This is a genomic window from Bradyrhizobium sp. BR13661 (genome assembly GCF_029892425.1).
GTDB lineage: Bacteria > Pseudomonadota > Alphaproteobacteria > Rhizobiales > Xanthobacteraceae > Bradyrhizobium.
Map to the genome: position 1 here is coordinate 1 of NZ_JARXWB010000001.1, position 21,560 is coordinate 21,560.

The 21,560-nt window shown below is 64.0% G+C and carries 15 protein-coding genes; 9 read left to right on the top strand and 6 right to left on the bottom strand.

What is annotated here, in order from left to right; genetic code table 11:
- Positions 1–323: 323 nt before the first annotated feature.
- On the bottom strand, positions 324–4,175 hold the full coding sequence (gene metH, locus M2427_RS00005) for a methionine synthase (RefSeq protein ID WP_280703986.1): 3,852 nt from the start codon (positions 4,173–4,175) through the stop codon (positions 324–326).
- A 6-nt stretch (positions 4,176–4,181) separates the two neighbouring features.
- Entirely contained in the window at positions 4,182–5,102 is a 921-nt protein-coding gene (metF, locus tag M2427_RS00010) for a methylenetetrahydrofolate reductase [NAD(P)H] (RefSeq protein WP_280703987.1), read from the bottom strand.
- A 394-nt stretch (positions 5,103–5,496) separates the two neighbouring features.
- Here metF and M2427_RS00015 point away from each other — a divergent pair, with 394 nt between their 5' ends.
- On the top strand, positions 5,497–6,510 hold the full coding sequence (locus tag M2427_RS00015; RefSeq protein ID WP_280703988.1) for an LLM class flavin-dependent oxidoreductase: 1,014 nt from the start codon (positions 5,497–5,499) through the stop codon (positions 6,508–6,510).
- A gap of 123 nt (positions 6,511–6,633) precedes the next feature.
- On the opposite strand, the gene M2427_RS00020 is transcribed toward M2427_RS00015, so the two are convergent.
- Together M2427_RS00020 and M2427_RS00025 are read right to left on the bottom strand one after the other, a co-directional pair.
- A complete protein-coding gene (locus M2427_RS00020) occupies positions 6,634–7,491 on the bottom strand; it encodes a prephenate dehydratase (protein WP_280703989.1) in 858 nt (285 codons plus the stop codon).
- 21 nt (positions 7,492–7,512) lie between these two features.
- Positions 7,513–8,253: a 3-deoxy-manno-octulosonate cytidylyltransferase gene (locus M2427_RS00025; RefSeq protein ID WP_280703991.1), complete on the bottom strand. Its 741-nt coding sequence runs from the start codon at positions 8,251–8,253 to the stop codon at positions 7,513–7,515.
- 219 nt (positions 8,254–8,472) lie between these two features.
- Here M2427_RS00025 and M2427_RS00030 point away from each other — a divergent pair, with 219 nt between their 5' ends.
- From M2427_RS00030 to M2427_RS00055, 6 genes are all read left to right on the top strand, one after another.
- A complete protein-coding gene (locus tag M2427_RS00030; protein ID WP_280703992.1) occupies positions 8,473–9,027 on the top strand; it encodes a cytochrome c family protein in 555 nt (184 codons plus the stop codon).
- A 213-nt stretch (positions 9,028–9,240) separates the two neighbouring features.
- Entirely contained in the window at positions 9,241–11,142 is a 1,902-nt protein-coding gene (locus M2427_RS00035; protein ID WP_280703993.1) for an ABC transporter substrate-binding protein, read from the top strand.
- Between the two features lie 14 nt (positions 11,143–11,156).
- Entirely contained in the window at positions 11,157–13,028 is a 1,872-nt protein-coding gene (locus M2427_RS00040; protein WP_280703994.1) for an extracellular solute-binding protein, read from the top strand.
- A gap of 2 nt (positions 13,029–13,030) precedes the next feature.
- On the top strand, positions 13,031–14,140 hold the full coding sequence (locus M2427_RS00045) for a microcin C ABC transporter permease YejB (protein WP_280703995.1): 1,110 nt from the start codon (positions 13,031–13,033) through the stop codon (positions 14,138–14,140).
- A complete protein-coding gene (locus M2427_RS00050) occupies positions 14,140–15,318 on the top strand; it encodes an ABC transporter permease (RefSeq protein WP_280703996.1) in 1,179 nt (392 codons plus the stop codon). Before M2427_RS00045 ends, M2427_RS00050 begins: the two co-directional genes overlap by 1 nt.
- Positions 15,319–15,325: 7 nt before the next feature.
- The gene (locus tag M2427_RS00055) at positions 15,326–16,963 is read left to right on the top strand and encodes an ABC transporter ATP-binding protein (protein ID WP_280703997.1); all 1,638 of its coding nucleotides are present in this window, start codon (positions 15,326–15,328) and stop codon (positions 16,961–16,963) included.
- Positions 16,964–17,123: 160 nt separating this feature from the next.
- On the opposite strand, the gene M2427_RS00060 is transcribed toward M2427_RS00055, so the two are convergent.
- Both M2427_RS00060 and M2427_RS00065 read right to left on the bottom strand, forming a co-directional pair.
- Positions 17,124–17,966, bottom strand: coding sequence for an NlpC/P60 family protein (locus M2427_RS00060; protein WP_280703998.1), 843 nt, complete (start codon positions 17,964–17,966; stop codon positions 17,124–17,126).
- Positions 17,959–19,332, bottom strand: a complete 1,374-nt coding sequence (locus M2427_RS00065) for a leucyl aminopeptidase family protein (RefSeq protein ID WP_280703999.1) — start codon at positions 19,330–19,332, stop codon at positions 17,959–17,961. Before M2427_RS00065 ends, M2427_RS00060 begins: the two co-directional genes overlap by 8 nt.
- Positions 19,333–19,522: 190 nt before the next feature.
- Here M2427_RS00065 and M2427_RS00070 point away from each other — a divergent pair, with 190 nt between their 5' ends.
- Together M2427_RS00070 and M2427_RS00075 are read left to right on the top strand one after the other, a co-directional pair.
- A complete protein-coding gene (locus M2427_RS00070; RefSeq protein ID WP_280704000.1) occupies positions 19,523–19,726 on the top strand; it encodes a hypothetical protein in 204 nt (67 codons plus the stop codon).
- Positions 19,727–19,999: 273 nt separating this feature from the next.
- The gene (locus tag M2427_RS00075) at positions 20,000–21,517 is read left to right on the top strand and encodes a metallophosphoesterase (RefSeq protein ID WP_280704001.1); all 1,518 of its coding nucleotides are present in this window, start codon (positions 20,000–20,002) and stop codon (positions 21,515–21,517) included.
- Positions 21,518–21,560 lie beyond the last annotated feature (43 nt).

Genomic DNA, 21,560 nt, shown 5'->3' on the forward strand with positions numbered 1-21,560 from the left:
CGGGAGACCGGGCCGGATCACGGCGTCAAGCGCCAAGGACCCAACGGCTTCCCGCCCACCGCCATCATGACAGACTTTCCACACACAGGGACCCAGATCGCCACAAGCAACGTAGCCAGTGTGGGCCCCGGCTCTGCAGCACATCACTTCGTGCTGCGCTGCGTCCGGGGCACGAGACCGACATGGCGAGCGATGATCGACTTATACAGCTGTTTTGCCCGACGGAACAAGCAATTTTCGGTAAGGCCGAAATTCGTCAATCCCATCAACCCCATCCCTACTGTGCATGGGGTTGTTTTCGCGCTTGCTTTTCGAGCGGGCGCCTAACCCGCTCCCGCGCGCTTCTTCTGCCAGACCAGATGCACCGCGCAGGTGCAGCCGGGCGGATGCGAGGCGAGGTCTTTTGACGTTTCGTCGTTCGCGGGCGTCGCGGTGAAAGCCTTGTCGGTCGTTTGCTGCGACGGGATGTAGTTCAGCACCGGCGCGAGCCAGCGCTCGGTCTCGGTCACCGTCATGCCCTTCCGCGCCGCATAGTCCTCGACCTGGTCGCGCTCGATCTTGCCGACGCCGAAATAATAGCTCTCGGGGTTTGCGAAATAGAGCCCGGACACGGACGAGCCCGGCCACATCGCAAAGCTCTCCGTCAGCTTCACGCCGGCGGTCGCTTCCGCATCGAGCAGCTCGAACAGCGTCGCCTTCTCGGTGTGATCGGGCTGCGCGGGATAGCCGGGCGCGGGGCGGATGCCCTGGTATTTTTCGAGGATCAGCTCCTCGCTGGACAGCGCCTCGTCCGGCGCATAGGCCCAGAACTCGCGGCGCACGCGGGCATGCATGCGCTCGGCGAACGCTTCGGCGAGACGATCGGCCAGCGCCTTGCACAGGATCGAGGAGTAGTCGTCGTTGGCCATCTTGAAGCGGTCAGCGACGGCGTCCTCGCCGATCCCGGCGGTGACGACGAAGCCACCCACATAGTCGGGCACGCCCGCGGGCGCGATGAAGTCGGACAGCGCCGCGTTGAAACGACCCTCGCGCTTCTCGAGCTGCTGACGCAGCGTGTGCAGCGTCGCGATTCTAGCGGTGCGGCTCTCGTCGGCATAGAGCACGATGTCGTCGCCCTGCGCATTCGCCGGCCAGAAGCCGACCGTCGCACGGGCCCGGAACCATTTTTCCTTGACGATGGTGTCGAGCATCTTGCGCGCATCATCGTAGAGCGAGCGCGCGACCTCGCCGACCTTCTCGTCCTTGAGGATCGCGGGGAAGCGGCCGGCAAGCTCCCAGGTCTGGAAGAACGGCGTCCAGTCGATATAGGGCACGAGCTCGGCGAGATCGTACTCGTCGAAGCTCTTGGTGCCGAGGAAGGTCGGCTTCACCGGCTTGTTCGCCGCGAAGTCCACCGGCACGCGGTTCTTGCGCGCATCAGCGAGCTTCAGCCGCTTCTTGTCCGCCTGCGCGCGCAGATGCGCCTCGGAGATTTTTGCGTATTCGGCGCGGACCTCGGCGGCATAGGCCTCGCGCTTCTCAGGGCTCAGCAGCGAGGACGCAACGCCCACCGCGCGGCTGGCGTCGTTGACATGCACGACGGGACCGGCGCGGTAGCTCGGGTCGATCTTGACAGCCGTATGCACGCGGCTGGTCGTTGCGCCGCCGATCAGCAGCGGCAGCTTGAGGCCTTCGCGCTGCAGCTCGCCGGCGAAGAACGCCATTTCGTCGAGCGAGGGCGTGATCAGACCTGATAGCCCGACGATGTCGGCCTTCTCCGCCTTCACCGTCTCGACGATCTTGGCGGCCGGCACCATCACGCCGAGGTCGATCACCTCGTAATTGTTGCACTGGAGCACGATGCCGACGATGTTCTTGCCGATGTCGTGGACGTCGCCCTTGACGGTCGCGAGCACGATCTTGCCGGCGGATGAACTCTTGCCGGCGTCGACACCAGCCGCGGCGTTGCGGGCCTTCTCCTCTTCCATGAACGGCATCAGCCAGGCGACCGCCTGCTTCATCACGCGCGCCGACTTCACCACCTGCGGCAGGAACATCTTGCCGTCACCGAAGAGGTCGCCGACCACGTTCATGCCGGCCATCAACGGCCCCTCGATGACGTCGAGCGGGCGCGAGGAATTCTTGCGGGCCTCCTCGGTGTCCTGCTCGATGAATTCGGTGATGCCGTGCACCAGCGAATGCGACAGCCGCTTCGCCACCGGCCATTCGCGCCAGGCGAGATCAGCTTCCCTCGCCTCGGTCTTCTTGCCGCGGAACTTTTCGGCGAGCGCCAGCAGGCGCTCGGAGGCGCCCGCGTCGCGGTTGAGGACGACGTCCTCGCACACTTGGCGCAATTCAGGGTCGATGTCGTCATAGACGATCATCTGCCCGGCATTGACGATGCCCATGTCCATGCCGGCCTTGATGGCGTGATACAGGAACACCGAGTGCATGGCCTCGCGCACCGGCTCGTTGCCGCGGAACGAGAACGACAGGTTCGAGACGCCGCCCGAGATATGCGCGCCCGGCAGGTTCTGCCGGATCCAGCGCGTCGCCTCGATGAAGTCGACGCCGTAATTGTTGTGCTCCTCGATGCCGGTCGCGATCGCGAAGATATTCGGATCGAAGATGATGTCCTCAGGCGGGAAGCCGACGCGGCCCACCAGGATGTCGTAGGCGCGCTTGCAGATCTCGGTCTTGCGCGCGAACGTGTCGGCCTGGCCGACCTCGTCGAACGCCATCACCACGACCGCCGCGCCGTGGCGACGGGCGATCTTGGCCTCGTGGATGAATTTTTCCTCGCCTTCCTTCATCGAGATCGAGTTGACGACCGGCTTGCCCTGAACACACTTCAGTCCGGCTTCGATCACCGAAAATTTCGAGGAGTCGACCATGACCGGGACGCGGGCGATATCGGGTTCGGCGGCGACGAGGTTGAGGAAGGTCACCATCGCGGCTTCGGAGTCGAGCAAGCCCTCGTCCATGTTGACGTCGATGATCTGCGCACCGTTCTCGACCTGGTCGCGCGCGACCTGCAGCGCGGCGGTGTAATCACCGTTCGTGACCAGCTTGCGGAAGCGCGCCGATCCGGTGACGTTGGTGCGCTCGCCGACGTTCACGAACGGAATCGCATCCGTCAGCACGAACGGCTCGAGGCCGGAGAGCCGCAACTTCGGTGCGATCTCCGGCACGATGCGCGGCTTGTGCGGGGCGACGGCGGCGGCGATCGCAGCGATATGGTCCGGCGTGGTGCCACAGCAACCGCCGACGATGTTGACGAGGCCGTCACGCGCGAACTCACCGATCAGGCGCGCCATGTATTCGGGCGTCTCGTCATACTGGCCGAATTCGTTGGGGAGGCCGGCGTTGGGATAGGCGCAGACCAGCGTGTCGGCGACGCGGCCGATATCGGCGATGTGCGCGCGCAAATCTTCCGCACCGAGCGCGCAGTTGAAGCCGATGGTGACGGGCTTGGCGTGCCGCACCGAATTCCAGAATGCTTCCGGCATCTGGCCCGACAGCAGGCGGCCGGATTTGTCGGTGATGGTGCCCGACACCATCACGGGCATGTCGATGCCGAGTTCTTCGGTGATCTCGGCGATCGCATAGAGCGCCGCCTTGGCGTTCAACGTATCGAAGATGGTCTCGACCAGCAGCAAATCGACGCCGCCGTCGATCAGGCCGCGGATCTGCTCGCCATAGGATTTGCGCAAATCATCGAAGGTGACTGCGCGATATCCGGGGTTGGCGACGTCAGGCGAAATCGACGCGGTGCGGTTGGTCGGCCCGATCGCGCCGGCGACGAAGCGCGGCTTGCCGTCTTCGGCCGCGACGCGCCTGGCGGCGTTGCCGGCGAGGCGGGCGCCATCGCGCGCCATCTCGTAGACGATGTCGGTGAGATCGTAATCGGCCTGCGCGATCGAGGTCGTGGAGAAGGTGTTGGTCGCGACGATGTCGGCGCCGGCGCGCAAATAGGCGGCGTGGATGTCCTCGATCGCCTGTGGCTGGGTCAGGATCAACAGATCGTTGTTGCCGCGCAGGTCGCGATGGAAGTTCTTGAAGCGCTCGCCGCGGAAGGCGGCCTCGTCGAACTGCAGGTTCTGGATCATCGTGCCCATGGCGCCGTCGAGCACGAGGATGCGCTCGCGCGCAGCGTTGATCAGGGCGGTTCGCTTGGGCGAGGGGGATACGGTCATTGTGCTTTACGCCGCCTTCTGCGCGCTCTTGGCGCGGATGCCGAGCAAATGGCTGATCGCGAACACGAGATCGGCGCGGTTCATGGTGTAGAAATGGAAGGTGTCGACGCCGTGCTTTGCCAGTTTCTGCACCTGGCCGGCTGCGACCGTCGCGGCCACGAGCTTGCGGGTCTCGGCATCGTCATCGAGGCCCTCGAACTTCGCAGCGAACCAGTCCGGCACGGTGGTGCCGGCGCGGGTGACGAAATTGCGAGCCTGCTTGAAATTGTGCATGGGCATGATGCCCGGCACGATCGGAATGCTGATGCCGCGGGCGCGGACACGGTCGAGATAGCGGAAGTAGAGGTCGTTATCGAAGAACACCTGGGTGATCGCGCGGGTCGCGCCGGCGTCGACCTTGGCCTGGAGCGTGTCGATATCGGCGTCGAAGTCGCGTGCTTCGGGGTGCTTCTCGGGGTAGGCAGACACGCTCACTTCGATGTCGGCATGCCGCTTCTTGATCCCCGCGACGAGATCGGCCGAACTCTGATAGCCGTCGGGATGGCTGACGTAGGGCGTTCCAATGCCGCCGGCGGGATCGCCACGAAGGCCAACGATGTGGCGGACGCCGACCTCGTGGTAGCGGTCGACGATCTCGTCGATCTCGCCGCGCGAGGCGCCGACGCAGGTTAGATGCGCGGCCGGGAGCAGCGCGGTTTCTTTCAGGATGCGGGCGATGGTCGAATGGGTGCGCTCACGCGTCGAGCCGCCGGCGCCATAGGTCACCGAGACGAATTTCGGCTCGAGCGTGGCGAGGCGATTGATGGTCTCCCAGAGATTCCGCTCCATATCTTCAGTCTTGGGCGGAAAGAACTCGAACGAGATCGCAGGCCGCTTCAGGTGCCCGTCATGCCCTTCGGGTTGGGCAGGCGTCGTCGTCTCGGTCATGGCACCATACACTCCAGGGGCTTGCCAGCGGTCTGGCCGCCGGGTCTTAGCTCGGGAGACGCTAAGATAAGGCAAAGGCTGGTTTCTCGACAGCCCATCGGAGATGGGAAGTAGCCCACTTCCGAGTTAGAAATGGCTGAATATTGCGGCGCGATGCTCTTGAGTGGGAATTGCGTTAAACTGGAGAATATTTCATTATAATCAATGTATTGAATCTCTTCTTGCAGCTCGATAGATGGCCCAAAAATCGTGGGCAATATGAAGTTTGATCTATGCGGCCTTTGCGTGTCCCAACGTTCGACATCGGTCGAACGCAAGGCCGCTCGGCCGCACACGCCAGACCTGCGCATGCCCCCCATTGCCGACGCGCGGCCCTCCACTACGTTAACGCGCCATGATCCCGCTTTCAGTCCTCGACCTCTCCGTCGTCACCACAGGCACTAAACCCGCCGCGGCGCTGCGCAACAGCATCGATCTGGCGCGCCACGTCGACGGGCTCGGCTATGTCCGCTACTGGCTCGCCGAGCATCACAACCTCGCCTCCGTCGCGAGCCCGGCCCCCGATGTGATGATCGGGCAGATCGCGGCGGTGACGAAGCATATCCGCGTCGGCTCTGGCGGTGTGATGTTGCCCAACCATGCCCCGCTGGTTGTGGCCGAGCGCTTCAAGATGCTGGAGGCGCTGTTTCCGGGCCGCATCGACCTCGGCCTCGGCCGCGCGCCCGGCACCGACGGTGCGACGGCCTATGCACTGCGCAGCCGGCTCGATCGTCGCGAGGGCGACGACTTTCTGGAGCGGCTGCACGAATTGATCCTGTGGGAGACCCGCGAATTTCCCGCAGGTCATCCTTACCACAACGTCGTCGCGATGCCCGACGACAGCCCGTTGCCGCCGATCTGGCTGCTCGGCTCCAGCGATTATTCCTCGGAGCTAGCAGCGCAAGTCGGAATGGGCTTCGCCTTCGCGCATCATTTCGCGTCCCACGATGCGATCGACGCGATGGTGCATTATCGCAACCGCTTCCAGCCCTCGGCCTGGCGCGCGACCCCGCACGCGATTCTCGCCGTTGCCGTCGTCACGGCTGATACGGACGAGGAGGCGGAAAAGCTTGCGACATCCTTCGACCTCAACCGCCTGCGCCGCGACCGTGGTCAATACCTGCCGCTGCCAAGCGTCGAGGAGGCGCTGGCCTATCCCTATACGGACTCCGAGCGCGTCTCGATCGCCCGCAACCGCTCGCGCCTGTTCGTCGGCAGCCCTGCGACCGTGCAGAAGAAGCTTCAGCCGCTGATGGATGCGAGCAAGCCGGACGAATTGATGGTGATCACCGCCGTGTACGATCACGAGGCGCGGAAGAAGTCGTATTCGCTGCTGGCGAAGGCGTTCGGGCTCAAGAGAGCGGCTTAGACCGCTCGTGCCCCGGACGCAGCGCAGCGTGAAACGATGCGCTGCAGAGCCGGGGCCCATCGCCCGTCTAGGTATCGTGGCCTCTGGGTCCCGGCTCGCGCTTCGCGCGTCCGGGACACGAGACTAATCCTGCGCCTCGCTGAAGGTCGCGCGGAACGGGTGTCCCGGATAGACGCCGACGATGCGGAATTCGCGCGAGAAGAATTTCAGCTCCTCGATCGCGAACGCTAGGCCCTTGTCATCAGGGTGGCCATCGACGTCAGCATAGAACTGCGTGGCGAAGAAATTGCCGTCGACCATGTAGCTTTCGAGCTTGGTCATGTTGACGCCGTTGGTGGCAAAGCCGCCGAGCGCCTTGTAGAGCGCGGCGGGCAGGTTGCGCACCCGGAAAACAAAAGTCGTCACCAGTGAGCCCGAGCCTTGGGCGGCCCATTTCGGCTCGCGTGCCAACACCACGAATCGCGTGGTGTTGTGGGCCTCGTCCTCGATATCCTCGGCGAGGATGTCGAGGCCGTAGATCTGCGCGGCGAGGCGCGAGGCGATCGCGGCAACGCTCTTGTCCTTGCGTTCGGAAATGTCGCGGGCGCTGCCGGCGGTATCCGCGTGCACGATCGGCTTGATGCCGAGCTTGCGGATGATGCGGCGGCACTGGCCAAGCGCATGCACATGGCTCTCGACGGATTTGATGTCGGATAGCTTGGTACCCTTGATCGCCATCAGCTGATGGCGGACCGGCAGAAACCATTCGCCGATGATGAAGAGGCCGGAGGCCGGCAGCAAATGGTGGATGTCGGCGACGCGGCCGGCGACGGAATTCTCGATCGGGATCATGCCGAGATCGGCCTCACCCGAGGAGATCGCGGACAGCGCGTCCTCGAAGGTGGCGCAGGGCATCGGCTCGGCGTCGGGATAGGCCTCGACGATGGCGATATGGGAATTGGCGCCAGGTTCGCCCTGGAATGCGATTTTCATCTTGCTCATGACGGGCCTTGTAGCAGCGGCTCAGGATTTGGAAAGGATGCTGCGGGCGGTCTCGAGATCCGCCGGCGTGTCGACGCCGCGGGGGACGGTGTCGACGATGGTGAAGTCGATCCGCATCCCGGCCTCCAGGGCCCGGAGTTGCTCGAGCTTCTCCTGCAACTCCAGCGGCGAGGGCGGCAGCGAGACATAACGCTCCAGCGCGGCCCGGCGATAGGCGTAAAGGCCGATATGATGGTAGCGCGGTCCGTCGCCGGTCGGCGCCGTCGCACGGGTGAAATAAAGTGCGCGCATGCGCCGGCCGCCGAGTGAGGTTCCGATCGCCTTCACGACGCTCGGCGCGAGGTCCTCCTCCTCGGTGTGGATCTGCGAGGCCAGCGTCGCGATATCGACCGCGGGGTCCTCCAGCGGCGGCAGCACGTCGCGGATATTGTCAGTCGTGATCGTCGGGAAATCGCCCTGGAGATTGATCACGATCTCGGCCTGGCCACCCGGATCGAGCTTCTGCATGGCTTCATAGATCCGGTTCGAGCCGTTGGGGTGATCGGGGCTGGTCATCACTGCCAGACCGCCATCCGCAGTCACGGCGTCCGCGATCTCCTGTGTATCGGTCGCGACCGCGACCCGGCCGACCGCGGCTTCCTGCGCCCGGCGCAGCACGTGTACGATCATCGGCAGGCCCACGATGTCCTTCAGCGGCTTGCCGGGCAGGCGGGTCGACGCCATGCGGGCCGGGATCAGCACCAGGATGCGGGGATCGGTCATCGTTCGAGAGCCTTGAAAACAGGGCGATTTCCGCACCGAGAAATGGGGTGGGGACGGGTCGGGAGTCGGGTCGCTTATACGGGTTGCCAGACCCGGGGCAAACCGATATCTGAATGGCAAAACTCGGGGAAACAATAAGGAACGTTTGATTCTCCCGAGGCTCGTCCTGGCGGCCGCCTGGCCGCTTATTCCTTCTTGCGGTGTGGGGCCTGGCCGGAAATGGACTCTTTCGAACTCAACAAGATTATCGGTGCGGTGCTCGGCACCTGTCTCGTATTGCTGGTGACGAGCTTCACCGCGAGTGCGCTGTTCTCGCCCAAGATGCCGGAAAAGCCGGGCTTCGAGATCGCCGTGAAGGAAGAAGCCGGCGACAAGGGCGGCGCGGGCGCTGCCGCAGCCCCCTCCGAGCCGATCGAAAAGCTGCTCCAGACTGCTTCCGTCGAGAAGGGCGCCTCCGCCGCCAAGAAGTGCGGTGCCTGCCACACCTTCGAAAAGGGCGGCCCGAACCGCGTCGGTCCGAACCTCTACGGCATCGTTGGCGATCACGTCGGCGAGGGCCGCGGCGGCTTCAACTTCTCGGCCGGCATGAAGAGCAAGGGCGGCGCCTGGGACTTTGACTTGCTCAACAAGTTCATTGCCAATCCGAAGGCCGCTGTTCCCGGCACGGCGATGGGCTTCGCCGGTATCCCGAAGGACTCGGAGCGTGCTGACGTCATCGCCTATCTGAACAGCCTCTCCGACAGCCCGAAGCCGCTCCCGACCGCGGCGAAATAAGGCTCTTGGATATCAATCTTGGAATATGCGGCCAGGCCTCAAAGCCTGGCCGCTTCCATATCAGGGGCTCGCGGCGTTGTTATCGGGGCGTTTGGCCGCATCCGAGAGGCCGTCCGGCCTTCCAACATGAGGAAAAAGCAACGTATTCGGTCGAAACCTCGCCTATATTGGGACCTTTAAAGGAGTAGCCTCCTTCAAGACAGGGATGTTGATTTGGCCATTACCCGACGCGATCTGCTTCTCACCGGCGCGGCCGTCGCTGCGCTTCCCGCCCTCGGCTCGGTAGCGGGCGTGCCCGTCGTCGGCGCGGCAGAAGCGCAATCGGCCGGTGAACTTCCCTGGCGCCATGCGTTGTCGCTGTTTGGCAAGGTCAAGTATCCGGCCGACTTCAAGCGCTTCGATTACGTCAACCCGGATGCGCCTAAAGGCGGCGTCGCGCGCCAGATCGCCATCGGTACCTTCGACAATTTCAATATCGTCGTAGCAGGCGTGAAGGGGCAGGTCTCCGGCGCCGTCGCCTTCATCTACGAATCCCTCACGACACCCGCACTCGACGAAGTCTCGACCGAATACGGCGCGCTGGCCGAAGCCGTGAGCCATCCGGACGATTACTCCTTCGTCATCTACCGTTTGCGCCCGCAGGCCAAATGGCATGATGGCAAGCCGGTCACCCCCGAGGACGTGATCTTCTCACTCGACTCCTTCAAGAAGCACCACCCGATGTACTCGGCCTACTACAGCCATGTGGTCCGGGCCGAGAAGGTCGGCGAGCGCGATGTGAAATTCGTATTCGATGCGCCGGGGAACCGCGAACTGCCGCAGATCGTCGGGCAGCTCACGGTGTTGCCCCGGCATTGGTGGGAGGGCACGGACGCGCAGGGCAAGAAGCGCGATGTCTCGGCGACCACGCTCGAGGTGCCGCTGGGCTCCGGCCCCTACAAGGTCAAGGAATTCGTCGCTGGACGCTCAATCGCACTGGAGCGCGTCAAGGATTATTGGGGGCGCGACTTCGCCGCCAATGTGGGGCGCAACAATTTCGACGAGCTGCGCTACGAGTATTTCCGCGATGCCACTGTTGCGATCGAGGCTTTCAAGGCCGATCAGGTCGATTGGCGCACCGAGAACAGCGCCAAGAACTGGGCGACCGCCTACGATTTCCCGGCTGTGACCGAAAAGCGCGTGATCCTGGAGGAGTTCGCTAATCGCAGCTCGGGCGTGATGCAAGCCTTCGTACCGAACCTGCGCCGCGCCAAGTTCAGCGATCCCCGCGTGCGTCGTGCGCTCAACTGCGCGTTCGATTTCGAGGAGATGAACAAGCAGCTCTTCTACGGTCAGTACAAGCGCGTCAGCAGCTATTTTGACGGCCTTGACGAGCTTATGGCGACGGGATTGCCGCAAGGCAAGGAGCTTGAAATTCTGGAGACCGTCCGTGCCGAGGTCCCGCCCGAGGTGTTCACGACGCCCTACGCCAATCCGGTCGGCGGCAGTCCGGAAGCCGTGCGCGACAATCTGCGCGAGGCGCTCCGCCTGTTCAAGGAAGCCGGCTATGAGGTGCGCGACCGCAAGCTGATCGACGTCAAGACCGGCACCCAGTTCTCTCTGGAGCTGCTGAATCAGGATCCGAGCTTCGAACGAGTCACGTTGTTCTACAAGCCGTCGCTGGAACGGCTCGGCATCGCCGTCAGCGTGCGGACGGTCGATCCGACTCAATACGAGAACAGGACGCGCGAGTGGGATTTCGACGTCGTCACCAACTCCTGGGGCGAGTCGCAGTCGCCGGGCAACGAGCAGCGCGAGTTCTGGTCGTCGAAGTCGGCCGACATTGCTGGGTCGCGCAATATTGGCGGCATCAAGAATCCGGCGATCGACAAGCTGATCGAGCGGCTGATCTACTCCAGGGATCGCGATGATCTCGTCGCCGCAACCAGGGCGCTCGACCGGGTGCTTTTGTGGAATCAATACGTCGTGCCGCAGTGGACCTATACGAAGGTGCGCACCGCGCGCTGGGATCGCTTCGGCCGGCCGGCCGAATTGCCGCGATACGGTCAGTCCGGCTTCCCGCTCATCTGGTGGTACGACGCAGACAAGGCGGCGCGGATCGCAAAGAAGTCGTGAAGGACATGTCCCGCATGGCGCAGCTTTCACGCCGGCATGTGCTGGTTCTCGGTGTCGGCGGCGCATTCAGCGCTGCCGCACTCCGCAACGTGGCAGCATCCGAGGGGCCCGCTGAGGCCCACGGCATCTCGGCGTTCGGCGACCTCAAATATCCCGCCGATTTCCACCATTTCGACTACGTCAATCCTGCCGCGCCGAAAGGCGGTGCGTTCTCGCTGATCCCTTCGGTGCGGTCGTACAACCAGTCCTATTTCACGTTCTCCTCGCTCAATGCCTATATCCTGAAGGGCGAGGGCGCGCAGGGCATGGACATGACTTTCGCGCCGTTGATGGTGCGCGCCAATGACGAACCCGACGCGATGTATGGGCTTGTTGCGAAATCGGTGCGGATCTCGCCGGACAAGCTGGCCTACACTTTCACGATCAGGCCCGAGGCACGTTTCCACGACGGCTCGAAGCTCACGGCGCATGATGTCGCCTTCTCGCTCAATGTGCTGAAGGAGAAGGGCCATCCGCTGATCGTGGTGCAGCTGCGCGATTTCGTGAAGGCCGAGGCGCTCGACGACGCCACCGCGGTCGTCACTTTCGCGCCGAACCGCGCACGCGACGTACCGCTTTATGTCGCGAGCCTGCCGATCTTCTCGAAGGCGTATTACGCCACGCGCGCCTTCGATGAATCGACGCTCGATACGCCGCTCGGCTCCGGCCCCTACAAGGTCGGCAGGTTCGAGGTCAACCGTTACATCGAATATGATCGCGTCAAGGATTGGTGGGGCGCCGATCTGCCGGTCTGCCGCGGCAGCTACAATTTCGACACGGTGCGCTACGAGTTCTATCGCGACCGCGACGTCGCCTTCGAAGGCTTCACCGGCAAGAACTATCTGTTCCGCGAGGAGCTCACCTCGCGCATCTGGGCGACGCGCTACGATTTCCCGGCGGTGAAGGACGGCCGCGTCAAGCAGGAGCAGTTGCCGGACGAAACGCCCTCGGGCGCGCAGGGCTGGTTCGTCAACATGCGCCGCGACAAGTTCAGGGATCCGCGCGTGCGCGAGGCGCTGATTTATGCCTTCGATTTCGAGTGGACCAACAAGTCGATCATGTACGGCGCCTATGCGCGCACGCGCTCGCCGTTCCAGAACTCCGACATGATGGTATCAGGCCCGCCCTCGTCGGAAGAGCTCGCATTGCTGGAGCCCTTCCGTGGCAAGGTGCCCGACGAAGTGTTCGGTCAGCCTTTCGTGCCGCCGGTATCGGACGGCTCGGGACAGGACCGCACCCTGCTGCGCAAGGCGAGCGAGCTGCTCAACGAAGCCGGCTACGTCATCAAGGACCGCAAGCGGGTCTTGCCCAATGGCGAGCCTTTCACGATCGAGTTCCTGAACGACGAGCAGTCGATCCAGCCGCATCACGGGCCATATCTGAAGAACCTCGCGACGCTCGGCATCGACGCGACGTTCCGCCTGGTGGATGCGGTTCAGTACCGCGCGCGCGTCGAGGATTTCGATTTCGACATGACTATCGAGCGCTTCTCGATGTCGGCGACCCCCGGCGATTCCATGCGGGCGTTCTTCTCCTCGCAGACCGCCAAGACCAAGGGCTCGTACAATCTCGCGGGCATATCCGATCCCGTCATCGACGCGCTGATCGACAAGATCGTCGCCGCACAGACGAGGGTCGAGCTGACCACGGCCTGCCGGGCGTTCGACCGCGTGTTCCGCGCCGGGCGCTATTGGGTGCCGCAATGGTATGCGAACTTCCATCGCGTCGCCTATTGGGACCAGTTCAGCCATCCCGACAAGCCGGCGAAATACGCGCAAGGCGTCGGTGCGCCCGAGAACTGGTGGTTCGACGCGGCCAAGGCCGCCAGGCTCGAGCAGGCGAAATAATCATGAGCGCCTACATCGCCCGCCGCCTCCTCCTGATGATTCCGACGCTGCTCGGAATCATGTTTGTCTCCTTCGTCGTCGTGCAATTCGCGCCGGGCGGTCCGGTCGAGCGCGTCATCGCGCAGCTGTCGGGCGCCGACACGGGCGGCACCTCGCGTATTTCGGGCGGCGGCGATTTTGCGCAGCGTGCGCCGGGCCAGCTGGGCGCCGGTGGCGACGCCATCAACTCCAAATATCGCGGCGCGCAGGGGCTCGACCCCGACTTCATCAAGAAGCTGGAGAAGCAGTTCGGCTTCGACAAGCCGGCGCCGGAGCGCTTCGCGCTGATGGTGTGGAATTTCGCCCGCTTCGATTTCGGCAATAGCTATTTCCGCGATGTCAGCGTGCTCCAGCTGGTCAAGGAGAAGCTGCCGGTCTCGATCTCGCTCGGCATCTGGCTGACCTTCCTGACCTATTTGATCTCGATCCCGCTCGGCATCCGCAAGGCCGTGAAGGACGGCTCGCGCTTCGACACCTGGACCTCGACCGTGCTCGTGCTCGGCTATGCGATCCCCGGCTTCCTGTTCGCGATCCTCCTGATCATCCTGTTTGCCGGCGGCTCATTCTTCAACTGGTTCCCGCTGCGCGGCTTGACGTCGGACGGCTGGTCGCAGTTTCCCTGGTACTGGAAGATCATCGATTATTTCTGGCATCTGACGCTGCCTTTGATCGCCATGGGCCTCGGCGCATTCACGACCATGACGTTCCTGACCAAGAACTCGTTCCTCGACGAGATTCGCAAGCAATACGTCATGACCGCGCGCGCGAAGGGCTGCAGCGAGAACCGGGTGCTCTATGGCCACGTCTTCCGCAACGCGATGCTGATCGTCATCGCCGGCTTCCCCGGCACCTTCATTCACGCCTTCTTCTCGGGCTCGCTGCTGATCGAGACCATCTTCTCGCTGGACGGTTTGGGGCTGCTCAGCTTCGAGAGCGTTCTCAACCGCGACTACCCCGTGGTGTTCGGCACGCTCTTCATCTTTTCGCTGGTCGGCCTCGTGGTGAACCTCATCTCTGATCTGGCCTATATGTGGATCGATCCGCGGATCGATTTCGAGGCGCGGGAGGTCTGATGACGCTGACCGCTCCCACCCCGATCGAAACCACCGCGAAGTCGCCGCTCGGCGACGCCGTGCCGATCACGCGCAAGCCGTTCGCGCCGTCGCCGCTCAACAGGCGGCGCTGGCAGAATTTCAAGGCGAACCGGCGCGGTTACTGGTCGCTATGGATATTCCTGGTCCTGTTCGTGCTGTCGCTGTTCGCCGAGCTGATCGCCAATGACCGGCCGTTCCTGGTCAAATATGACGGCCATCTCTACTGGCCGGCCTTCGTAACCTATTCGGAGACGACCTTCGGCGGCGACTTCGAGACCGCGGCCGACTATCGCGATCCGTACTTGCAGAAGCTGATCAAGGACAAGGGCGGCAGCATCGTCTGGCCGCTGATCCGCTACTCCTATGACACCCACAATCTCGATCTGCCGACGCCGGCGCCGTCAGCGCCGACCTGGATGTTGACGGAGAAGCAGTGCCAGCCGGTGGTCGAGAAGAAGGGCCTCAAGAGCTGCCGCGATCTCGAATACAACTGGCTCGGCACCGACGATCAGGGCCGCGACGTGGTGGCGCGGCTGATCTATGGCTTCCGCATCTCCGTATTGTTCGGCCTGTGCCTGACCATCGTCTCGTCGGTCGTCGGCATCGCTGCCGGCGCAGTGCAGGGCTATTTCGGCGGCTGGGTCGATCTGCTGTTCCAGCGTTTCATCGAGATCTGGACGGCGATCCCCTCGCTCTATCTGCTGCTCATCCTGTCGTCGGTGCTGGTGCCGGGCTTCTTCGTGCTGCTCGGCATCCTGCTGTTGTTTTCCTGGGTGTCGCTGGTGGGACTGGTGCGGGCGGAATTCCTGCGCGGACGCAATTTCGAGTACATCCAGGCGGCGCGGGCGCTCGGCGTGTCGAACGCCGTCATCATGTTCAAGCATTTGCTGCCGAACGCGATGGTCGCGACGATGACGTTCCTGCCATTCATCGTCTCCTCGTCGGTGATGACGCTCACGGCGCTCGACTTTCTCGGCTTCGGGCTGCCGCCCGGCTCGCCGTCGCTCGGCGAGCTGCTGTCCCAGGGCAAGTCCAACGTCCAGGCGCCCTGGCTTGGTTTCTCCGGCTTCTTCTCGGTTGCGATCATGCTGTCGCTCCTGATCTTCGTCGGCGAGGCCGTGCGCGACGCCTTCGATCCGCGCAAGACGTTCAAGTGAGGGCGTGATGGACGCGATCAACCAGCCACTGCTCGCCGTGCGCGACCTCTCGGTGGCTTTCCACCAGGGCGGCGCCACCACGCTCGCGGTCGACAAGGTCTCGTTCCAGATCAAGCGCGGCGAATGCGTCGCGCTGGTCGGCGAGTCCGGCTCCGGCAAATCGGTCAGCGCGCTCTCGATCCTGAAGCTGCTGCCCTATCCGAATGCGTCGCACCCCTCGGGCAGCATCCGCTTCAAGGGACAGGAGCTGATCGACCGGTCGGAACGGGAGATGCGCGAGATCAGAGGCAGCGACATCTCCATCATCTTCCAGGAGCCGATGACCTCGCTCAATCCGCTGCACACGATCGAGGCGCAGATCGGCGAGATCATCCAGCTTCACAACCCGACCAGCAATGGGAAGGCGCGTGAACGGACGCTGGAATTGCTGACGCAGGTCGGCATTCCCGAGCCGGAGACGCGGCTGAGCAGTTATCCGCACCAGCTCTCCGGCGGCCAGCGCCAGCGCGTGATGATCGCGATGGCGCTCGCCAACGAGCCCGACCTCCTGATCGCGGACGAGCCGACCACGGCGCTCGACGTCACCGTGCAGGCGCAGATCCTGGCGCTGCTCGCTGAAATCCGCGCGCGGCTCGGCATGAGCCTGCTCTTCATCACGCACGATCTCGGCATCGTCCGGCGCATCGCCGACACCGTCTGCGTCATGAAGGGCGGCGAGATCGTCGAGCAGGGGCCGGTCGAGCAGGTTTTCAAGTCCCCCAAACATGCCTATACCCGCGATCTGCTTGCAGCCGAGCCGAAGCCTGATCCGGCGCCGCCGCAGCCGAATGCGCCGGTGGTGATGTCGGCCGATGATCTGAAGGTGTGGTTTCCGATCAAGCGCGGCCTGATGCGCAAGACCGTCGGCCACATCAAGGCGGTCGACGGCGTCAGCGTCGCCGTGCGCAAGGGCGAGACGCTGGGCGTCGTCGGCGAATCCGGCTCGGGCAAGACCACGCTGGGCCTCGCGCTGCTGCGCTTGATCTCGTCGAACGGGCGCATCGTGTTCCTGGGCAAGGACATCCAGGGGCTACGCTTCAAGGAGATGCGGCCCTTCCGGCGCGACATGCAGATCGTGTTTCAGGATCCGTTCGGCTCGCTCTCACCGCGCATGTCGATCGCCGACATCATCGCCGAAGGCCTCTCCGTGCATCAGCCCAAACTGTCGGCTGAGGAGCGCGAAGCGCGCGTCGTCAAGGCGCTCGAGGATGTCGGCCTGAAGCCGGATACGCGCTTCCGTTATCCGCACGAATTCTCCGGCGGCCAGCGCCAGCGCATCAGCATCGCGCGTGCGGTGGTGCTGGAGCCTGACTTCGTCGTGCTGGACGAGCCGACCAGCGCGCTCGACATGCTCATTCAATCGCAGATGGTCGATCTGCTGCGTGAATTGCAGCGCCGGCGCGATCTCACCTACATGTTCATCTCGCACGACTTACGCGTCGTCGCCTCGCTCGCCAGCCATCTCATCGTGATGCGCGCCGGCAAGGTGGTCGAGGAAGGTCCGGCCGCCGAGTTGTTCAAGAATCCCAAGACGGATTATACGCGCGCGCTGTTCGCGGCGGCGTTCCGCCTGGAGACGGCGGGCGGCGGCGCGGTCGCGACGTAAGGTTTCGTAGGGTGGGTTAGCATTGCGGCCGTGCGAAGCGCGGTCCGCGAGGCGTAACCCACCGCTTCTGTCTCCGTGGAAACCAAAGAGGTGGGTTACGCCGAGCAGATGCGCTTCGCGCATCTGCAGGGCTAACCCACGCTGCGAACTACAAATGCCGCTACAGCCGCTTGATCGCGACGACCTCGCTGCCGGTCGCCTTGATCCGCGCGATCGCCGGCGCGATCGGCTCGATCACCGTGGCCATGTGATGCGCGTTGGCGTGAACCATCGTGCCGGAGTCGCGGACGATGGCGACGTGGCCCTTCCAGAAGATCAGGTCGCCACGCAGCAAGCTGTTTCGCTCGTGCGGCTCCAGCGCGCGGCCGAGGCCCGTCTGCTGCATGTCGCTGTCACGCGGGCAGCCGGTGCCGGCGGCGGTCAGCGAGACCTGGACGAGGCCGGAGCAGTCGATGCCGAGGCTGCTCTTGCCGCCCCACAGATAGGGCGTGCCGACGAAGCGCTCGGCGACCGCGACGAAGTCCGCCTCGCGATGGTCGAGCGGCACGAGATGCGTTTTTGGCAAGAACGTGCCTTCGCGCGTGACGGCGAACGTGCCCTCCTCGCGCGCGATCGTGAGCTTCGATCCCAGCGCCAGCGTGTTATCAGGCGGCAGCTTGATCGACGGGCCGGGGAAGACGAGTGTCCGCAGCGCGCTCACCTTGTGGGTCGGGGCCGCGGCCGGCTTTGCCAGCGCAGCGTCCGGCAGCCAGCCGACATAGCCATCGTCGCCAAGCTGGCCCCAGGCCCAGCCTTCGCCGTTGCGGTCGTAGATCGTCACGCGCTCGCCGCGCAGCGCCTCCGTCATCAGCATCGCGTTCGAGGATGGCTGCTCGCGGACCGGCGCGATTGGTGCAATGACCTCGAATTCCTCGCCTACGACGAAGCGATCGGCTTGCACCTTGCCTTCGAGATATTTCGCGGCGAGGTCGCCGCGCGTCGGTGTCAGCCGCAAATCATGCATAGCGCTCGCTCAGCACCTTGTAGATGGCGCGGGCGGCCTGGCATTCGCCGCCCTCGGGCCGGGCCGGCTTCGCCGACGGCGTCCAGCCGTAAATATCCACGTGAAGCCAGCTCTCGGCCTGCTCGACGAAGCGTTGCAGGAACAGCGCGCAGGTGATCGAGCCGGCAAAGCCCCCCGACGGCGCGTTGGTGATGGTGGCGGTCTTGGAGTCCAGCCAGGCATCGTAAGGCGGCCACAGCGGCATGCGCCACAACGGATCGTTCTCCTGCACCGCGCAACGTGCGACGTCGGCGGCCAGGGTCTCATCATCGGTGTAAAAGGGAGGTAAATCCGGCCCCAGCGCGACGCGCGCGGCGCCCGTCAGTGTGCCCAGGTCGATCAGCAGCTCGGGCTTCTCCTCGTCGGCCAGCGCCAGCGCATCGGCCAGCACCAGCCGCCCCTCCGCGTCGGTATTGCCGATCTCGACCGTGATGCCCTTGCGCGACGTAAAAATGTCGAGCGGGCGGAAGGCATTGCCTGCGACCGCATTCTCCACCGCCGGAATCAGCACGCGCAGGCGCACCTTCAGCTTCGCATCCATCACCATGCGCGCCAGCGCCAGCACGTTGGCGGCACCGCCCATGTCCTTCTTCATGATCAGCATGCCGCTTGACGGCTTCAGATCGAGCCCGCCGGTGTCGAAGCAGACGCCCTTGCCGACCAGCGTCACCTTGGGATGGGCAGCATCGCCCCAGCCGATGTCGATCAGTCGCGGCGCGCGGTTGGAGGCCATGCCGACGGCGTGGATCAGCGGAAAGTTCTTTTCGAGCTCCTCACCGATGATGCAGGCACAGCTCGCCCCGAATTCGGCCGCGAGGTTTTGCGCGGCACTGGCCAGCTCCTCCGGCCCCATGTCGTTGGACGGGGTGTTGATGAGGTCGCGCGCCAGCATCGCGGCATCCGCCATGCGGTCGATCTCGACGGCGTCGACGCCGTCAGGCGGAACCAGGCGGACGTCGGGCCTGTCAGCCTTGCGGTAGCGGGCGAAGCGGTAGCATCCCAAAGCAAAGGCAAGTGCTGCCAGCCGTGTATCGTGCGGTGCATTGGCAAAGCGATAGGTGCCCGGCGGCAGCAAGCCGGGCAGGGCGCCCGGCCGGAACGGATCGCGCAATTTCCTGTCGTCGTCCTCGAGGCCGAACAACACTTGCGCGATCGCGCCGTCGGGCGCGGGCAGCGCGAGATAGCCGCCAGGCTTCGCGGAAAAGGCGCTTGCGGTCGCGTATTGGCGCTGTGCCGGCGGCAGCGTTTCGCGCACGGCCTCCCAGCTCGATTTGGTCACGAAGGTGATCGGAATGGCAGTCGTAGACGTCTCGAAGACGGAAGGCATTGGCGGGTCCGCAAGGTCATCAGGTTGGATGAGACTTCGCAGAGTTTGGCCGTGGCCGCAATCGGCTTTGCGGTCACCGTTCAGCGAGCCGCTACTCGCAAAGAAAGACCCATGCTAGGTTCCGGCGGTGGTTGCCCGATGCGCAGAGAACGCCGGCGACCGAAGACGATGCCTGCCGGGAGGAATCGCGATGGAATTTGTGTGGAGCGGGATCACATTCATTGGCCAGGCCATCGAGGCGGTGTTTGGCTATGTCGAGCATCACCACTGGGTCTTCGCGTTCATCGCCGGCGGCTACGTCTTCTATCTCCACGATCGTTCGATTCATGCGCGGTTCGACGCGCTCGACAAGCGCATTGACGAAATCCGCAAGCGTCTCGCCATCGAATATTGATCGGGCCTCTCGAAACGATTTGCGCCCGGCGCTCGCAGCTCCGTTGAGAACTGCTGTTCACGTGTGCCGCCGCGGGGCTTTACTAGCGTTTTGGTTGTGGCATTATTGACGGATATTTTTAAGTTGTGCTGCGCATCTCTGCACGTATCGAGCGCAGCAGCGTTGTTGAATTTCTGTTGATGCCGACCAGGATGGTACCTGGCCGGACTCTTCGCCGAAGGCATTTCTCTCCATCGTTTTGGGCGACGCAGCATTCGTTACGAGCGGCGCGAAATGGATCGATCGTTTGTCATTGCGCACATATCCGACCTGCATCTGGACGGGTCCGGACGGCTGCTTGCGACGATCGAGGCTCTTGCCGGCGCCCTTCGCGAACGGATGGAGGGCTTTTCGGATGTGCCCGACCGCATCCTGGTGATCACCGGCGACATCGTGAACGACCCGACACCGCGTGCGCTCGAGGAAGCGCTCGGGGCCATCGCGTCGCTCAGGCAGACGGGATTGTTCACCGACATCCAGGCGGTTGCCGGCAATCACGACGCCAAGAGTCCGAGCCAGCGCGGCGGCCGGCACGATGCCTACGACTATCTGCATCTGCCGCGCGCCTCGAAGAGCGTTTATTACCGCCAGGCCGGTCTTGATCTTGTGCTGCTCGACTCCAACAGGGCAAGCCTGACGCTTGCCAGTGGCGATATCGACGCGCAGGCCTACCAGGCAACGGTCGGTCATTCAGCACGGTTGAGCGTCGAGCTCGCGGGCAGCATGGGCTCGGCCGGACGCGCCCACTATTCCGAGCCCGCGGAAAATCTCGTGCGCGTGCTGGCGCTGCATCACCATCCGCTGCCGCAGGCCACCGGCGAGGGCAAGCGGTTTCTCGGCGTGCCCGACGAGCCGCTGATGTATCTCGCCGCACCCGCGACCTTCCTGGAAGCGGCCACCTCGCTTAACGTCACCATGGTGCTGCATGGCCACCGGCATGTCGAGGGGCTGTGCCGCTATTCGGTCCCCAACCCGCGCGCAACCCGGAGCGGAGGCGAGGATTTCTGGCACACGGTTCATGTGCTGTCCTGTCCGTCTTCCACCGGGCAGGGCGGTGATGATGCCGGCTTCAACATCATCCATCTTGGCCCGTCATCCGAGGCCGGGCAATCCGGCCACCGGTTCACGATCGCCCGCTATTCGCGGCTGCGCAACGACGGCGGCTTCAGACCGCTGGATTCGAATCTGTCTGAAGGCCTCGTCAGGATTCCCGCGGGGCGAGATCTGTCCCGCGATCCCGCCATCCAGGTGGCGATCGAGATCGCCTCATCCACGTCGCTGAAGCGGGATCAGGTCCTGCAGATTGCAAGCCGGCTGCTATCGCGCCGCGCCTTCTATCATGACGGCGGGAAGAGCTGGGCGGACAATCTCTACATCTATCTCGTCACCTCCCATGCCTGGGCCGATATCGAGGGCAAGTTCGCAAGGTCGGCGCCGAAGCCCGACGTCGCGGTGCTGGCCGCAGTCGCCGGCCTGCTTCGCCAGTTGATCGAACAATCCGCCGAGATGCTCGGCATTGATCGCATGACGCTCGACGAACTCCGCGCCGTCAGCCTGGTCAGTCGTGACAATTTCGAGCGTCGATGGCCGACGCCGCCGCGCGAGGCTGCCGATGTCGAAGGCAGGGCGCAGAAGCGGCTGCGATTGCTGCGAGACCTGAATGATCAGGTGAAGCTGCTGGGTCTCGAGCTTGCCCTCGGCGGCGCGCCCCCGCCGCACTTGTCGCCGGAGCGAGGCGGCCTGCCGCGTTAACCGGCCATTAGGGTTAACAGTCTATTGCTGGCGCGTTCGGCTC

Coding starts and splice junctions, on each gene's coding strand:
- metH (WP_280703986.1), bottom strand. CDS start 4,175: ATGACCGTATCCCCCTCGCCCAAGCGAACCGCCCTGATCAACGCTGCG.
- metF (WP_280703987.1), bottom strand. CDS start 5,102: ATGACCGAGACGACGACGCCTGCCCAACCCGAAGGGCATGACGGGCAC.
- M2427_RS00015 (WP_280703988.1), top strand. CDS start 5,497: ATGATCCCGCTTTCAGTCCTCGACCTCTCCGTCGTCACCACAGGCACT.
- M2427_RS00020 (WP_280703989.1), bottom strand. CDS start 7,491: ATGAGCAAGATGAAAATCGCATTCCAGGGCGAACCTGGCGCCAATTCC.
- M2427_RS00025 (WP_280703991.1), bottom strand. CDS start 8,253: ATGACCGATCCCCGCATCCTGGTGCTGATCCCGGCCCGCATGGCGTCG.
- M2427_RS00030 (WP_280703992.1), top strand. CDS start 8,473: ATGGACTCTTTCGAACTCAACAAGATTATCGGTGCGGTGCTCGGCACC.
- M2427_RS00040 (WP_280703994.1), top strand. CDS start 11,157: ATGGCGCAGCTTTCACGCCGGCATGTGCTGGTTCTCGGTGTCGGCGGC.
- M2427_RS00045 (WP_280703995.1), top strand. CDS start 13,031: ATGAGCGCCTACATCGCCCGCCGCCTCCTCCTGATGATTCCGACGCTG.
- M2427_RS00050 (WP_280703996.1), top strand. CDS start 14,140: ATGACGCTGACCGCTCCCACCCCGATCGAAACCACCGCGAAGTCGCCG.
- M2427_RS00055 (WP_280703997.1), top strand. CDS start 15,326: ATGGACGCGATCAACCAGCCACTGCTCGCCGTGCGCGACCTCTCGGTG.
- M2427_RS00060 (WP_280703998.1), bottom strand. CDS start 17,966: ATGCATGATTTGCGGCTGACACCGACGCGCGGCGACCTCGCCGCGAAA.
- M2427_RS00065 (WP_280703999.1), bottom strand. CDS start 19,332: ATGCCTTCCGTCTTCGAGACGTCTACGACTGCCATTCCGATCACCTTC.
- M2427_RS00070 (WP_280704000.1), top strand. CDS start 19,523: ATGGAATTTGTGTGGAGCGGGATCACATTCATTGGCCAGGCCATCGAG.
- M2427_RS00075 (WP_280704001.1), top strand. CDS start 20,000: ATGGATCGATCGTTTGTCATTGCGCACATATCCGACCTGCATCTGGAC.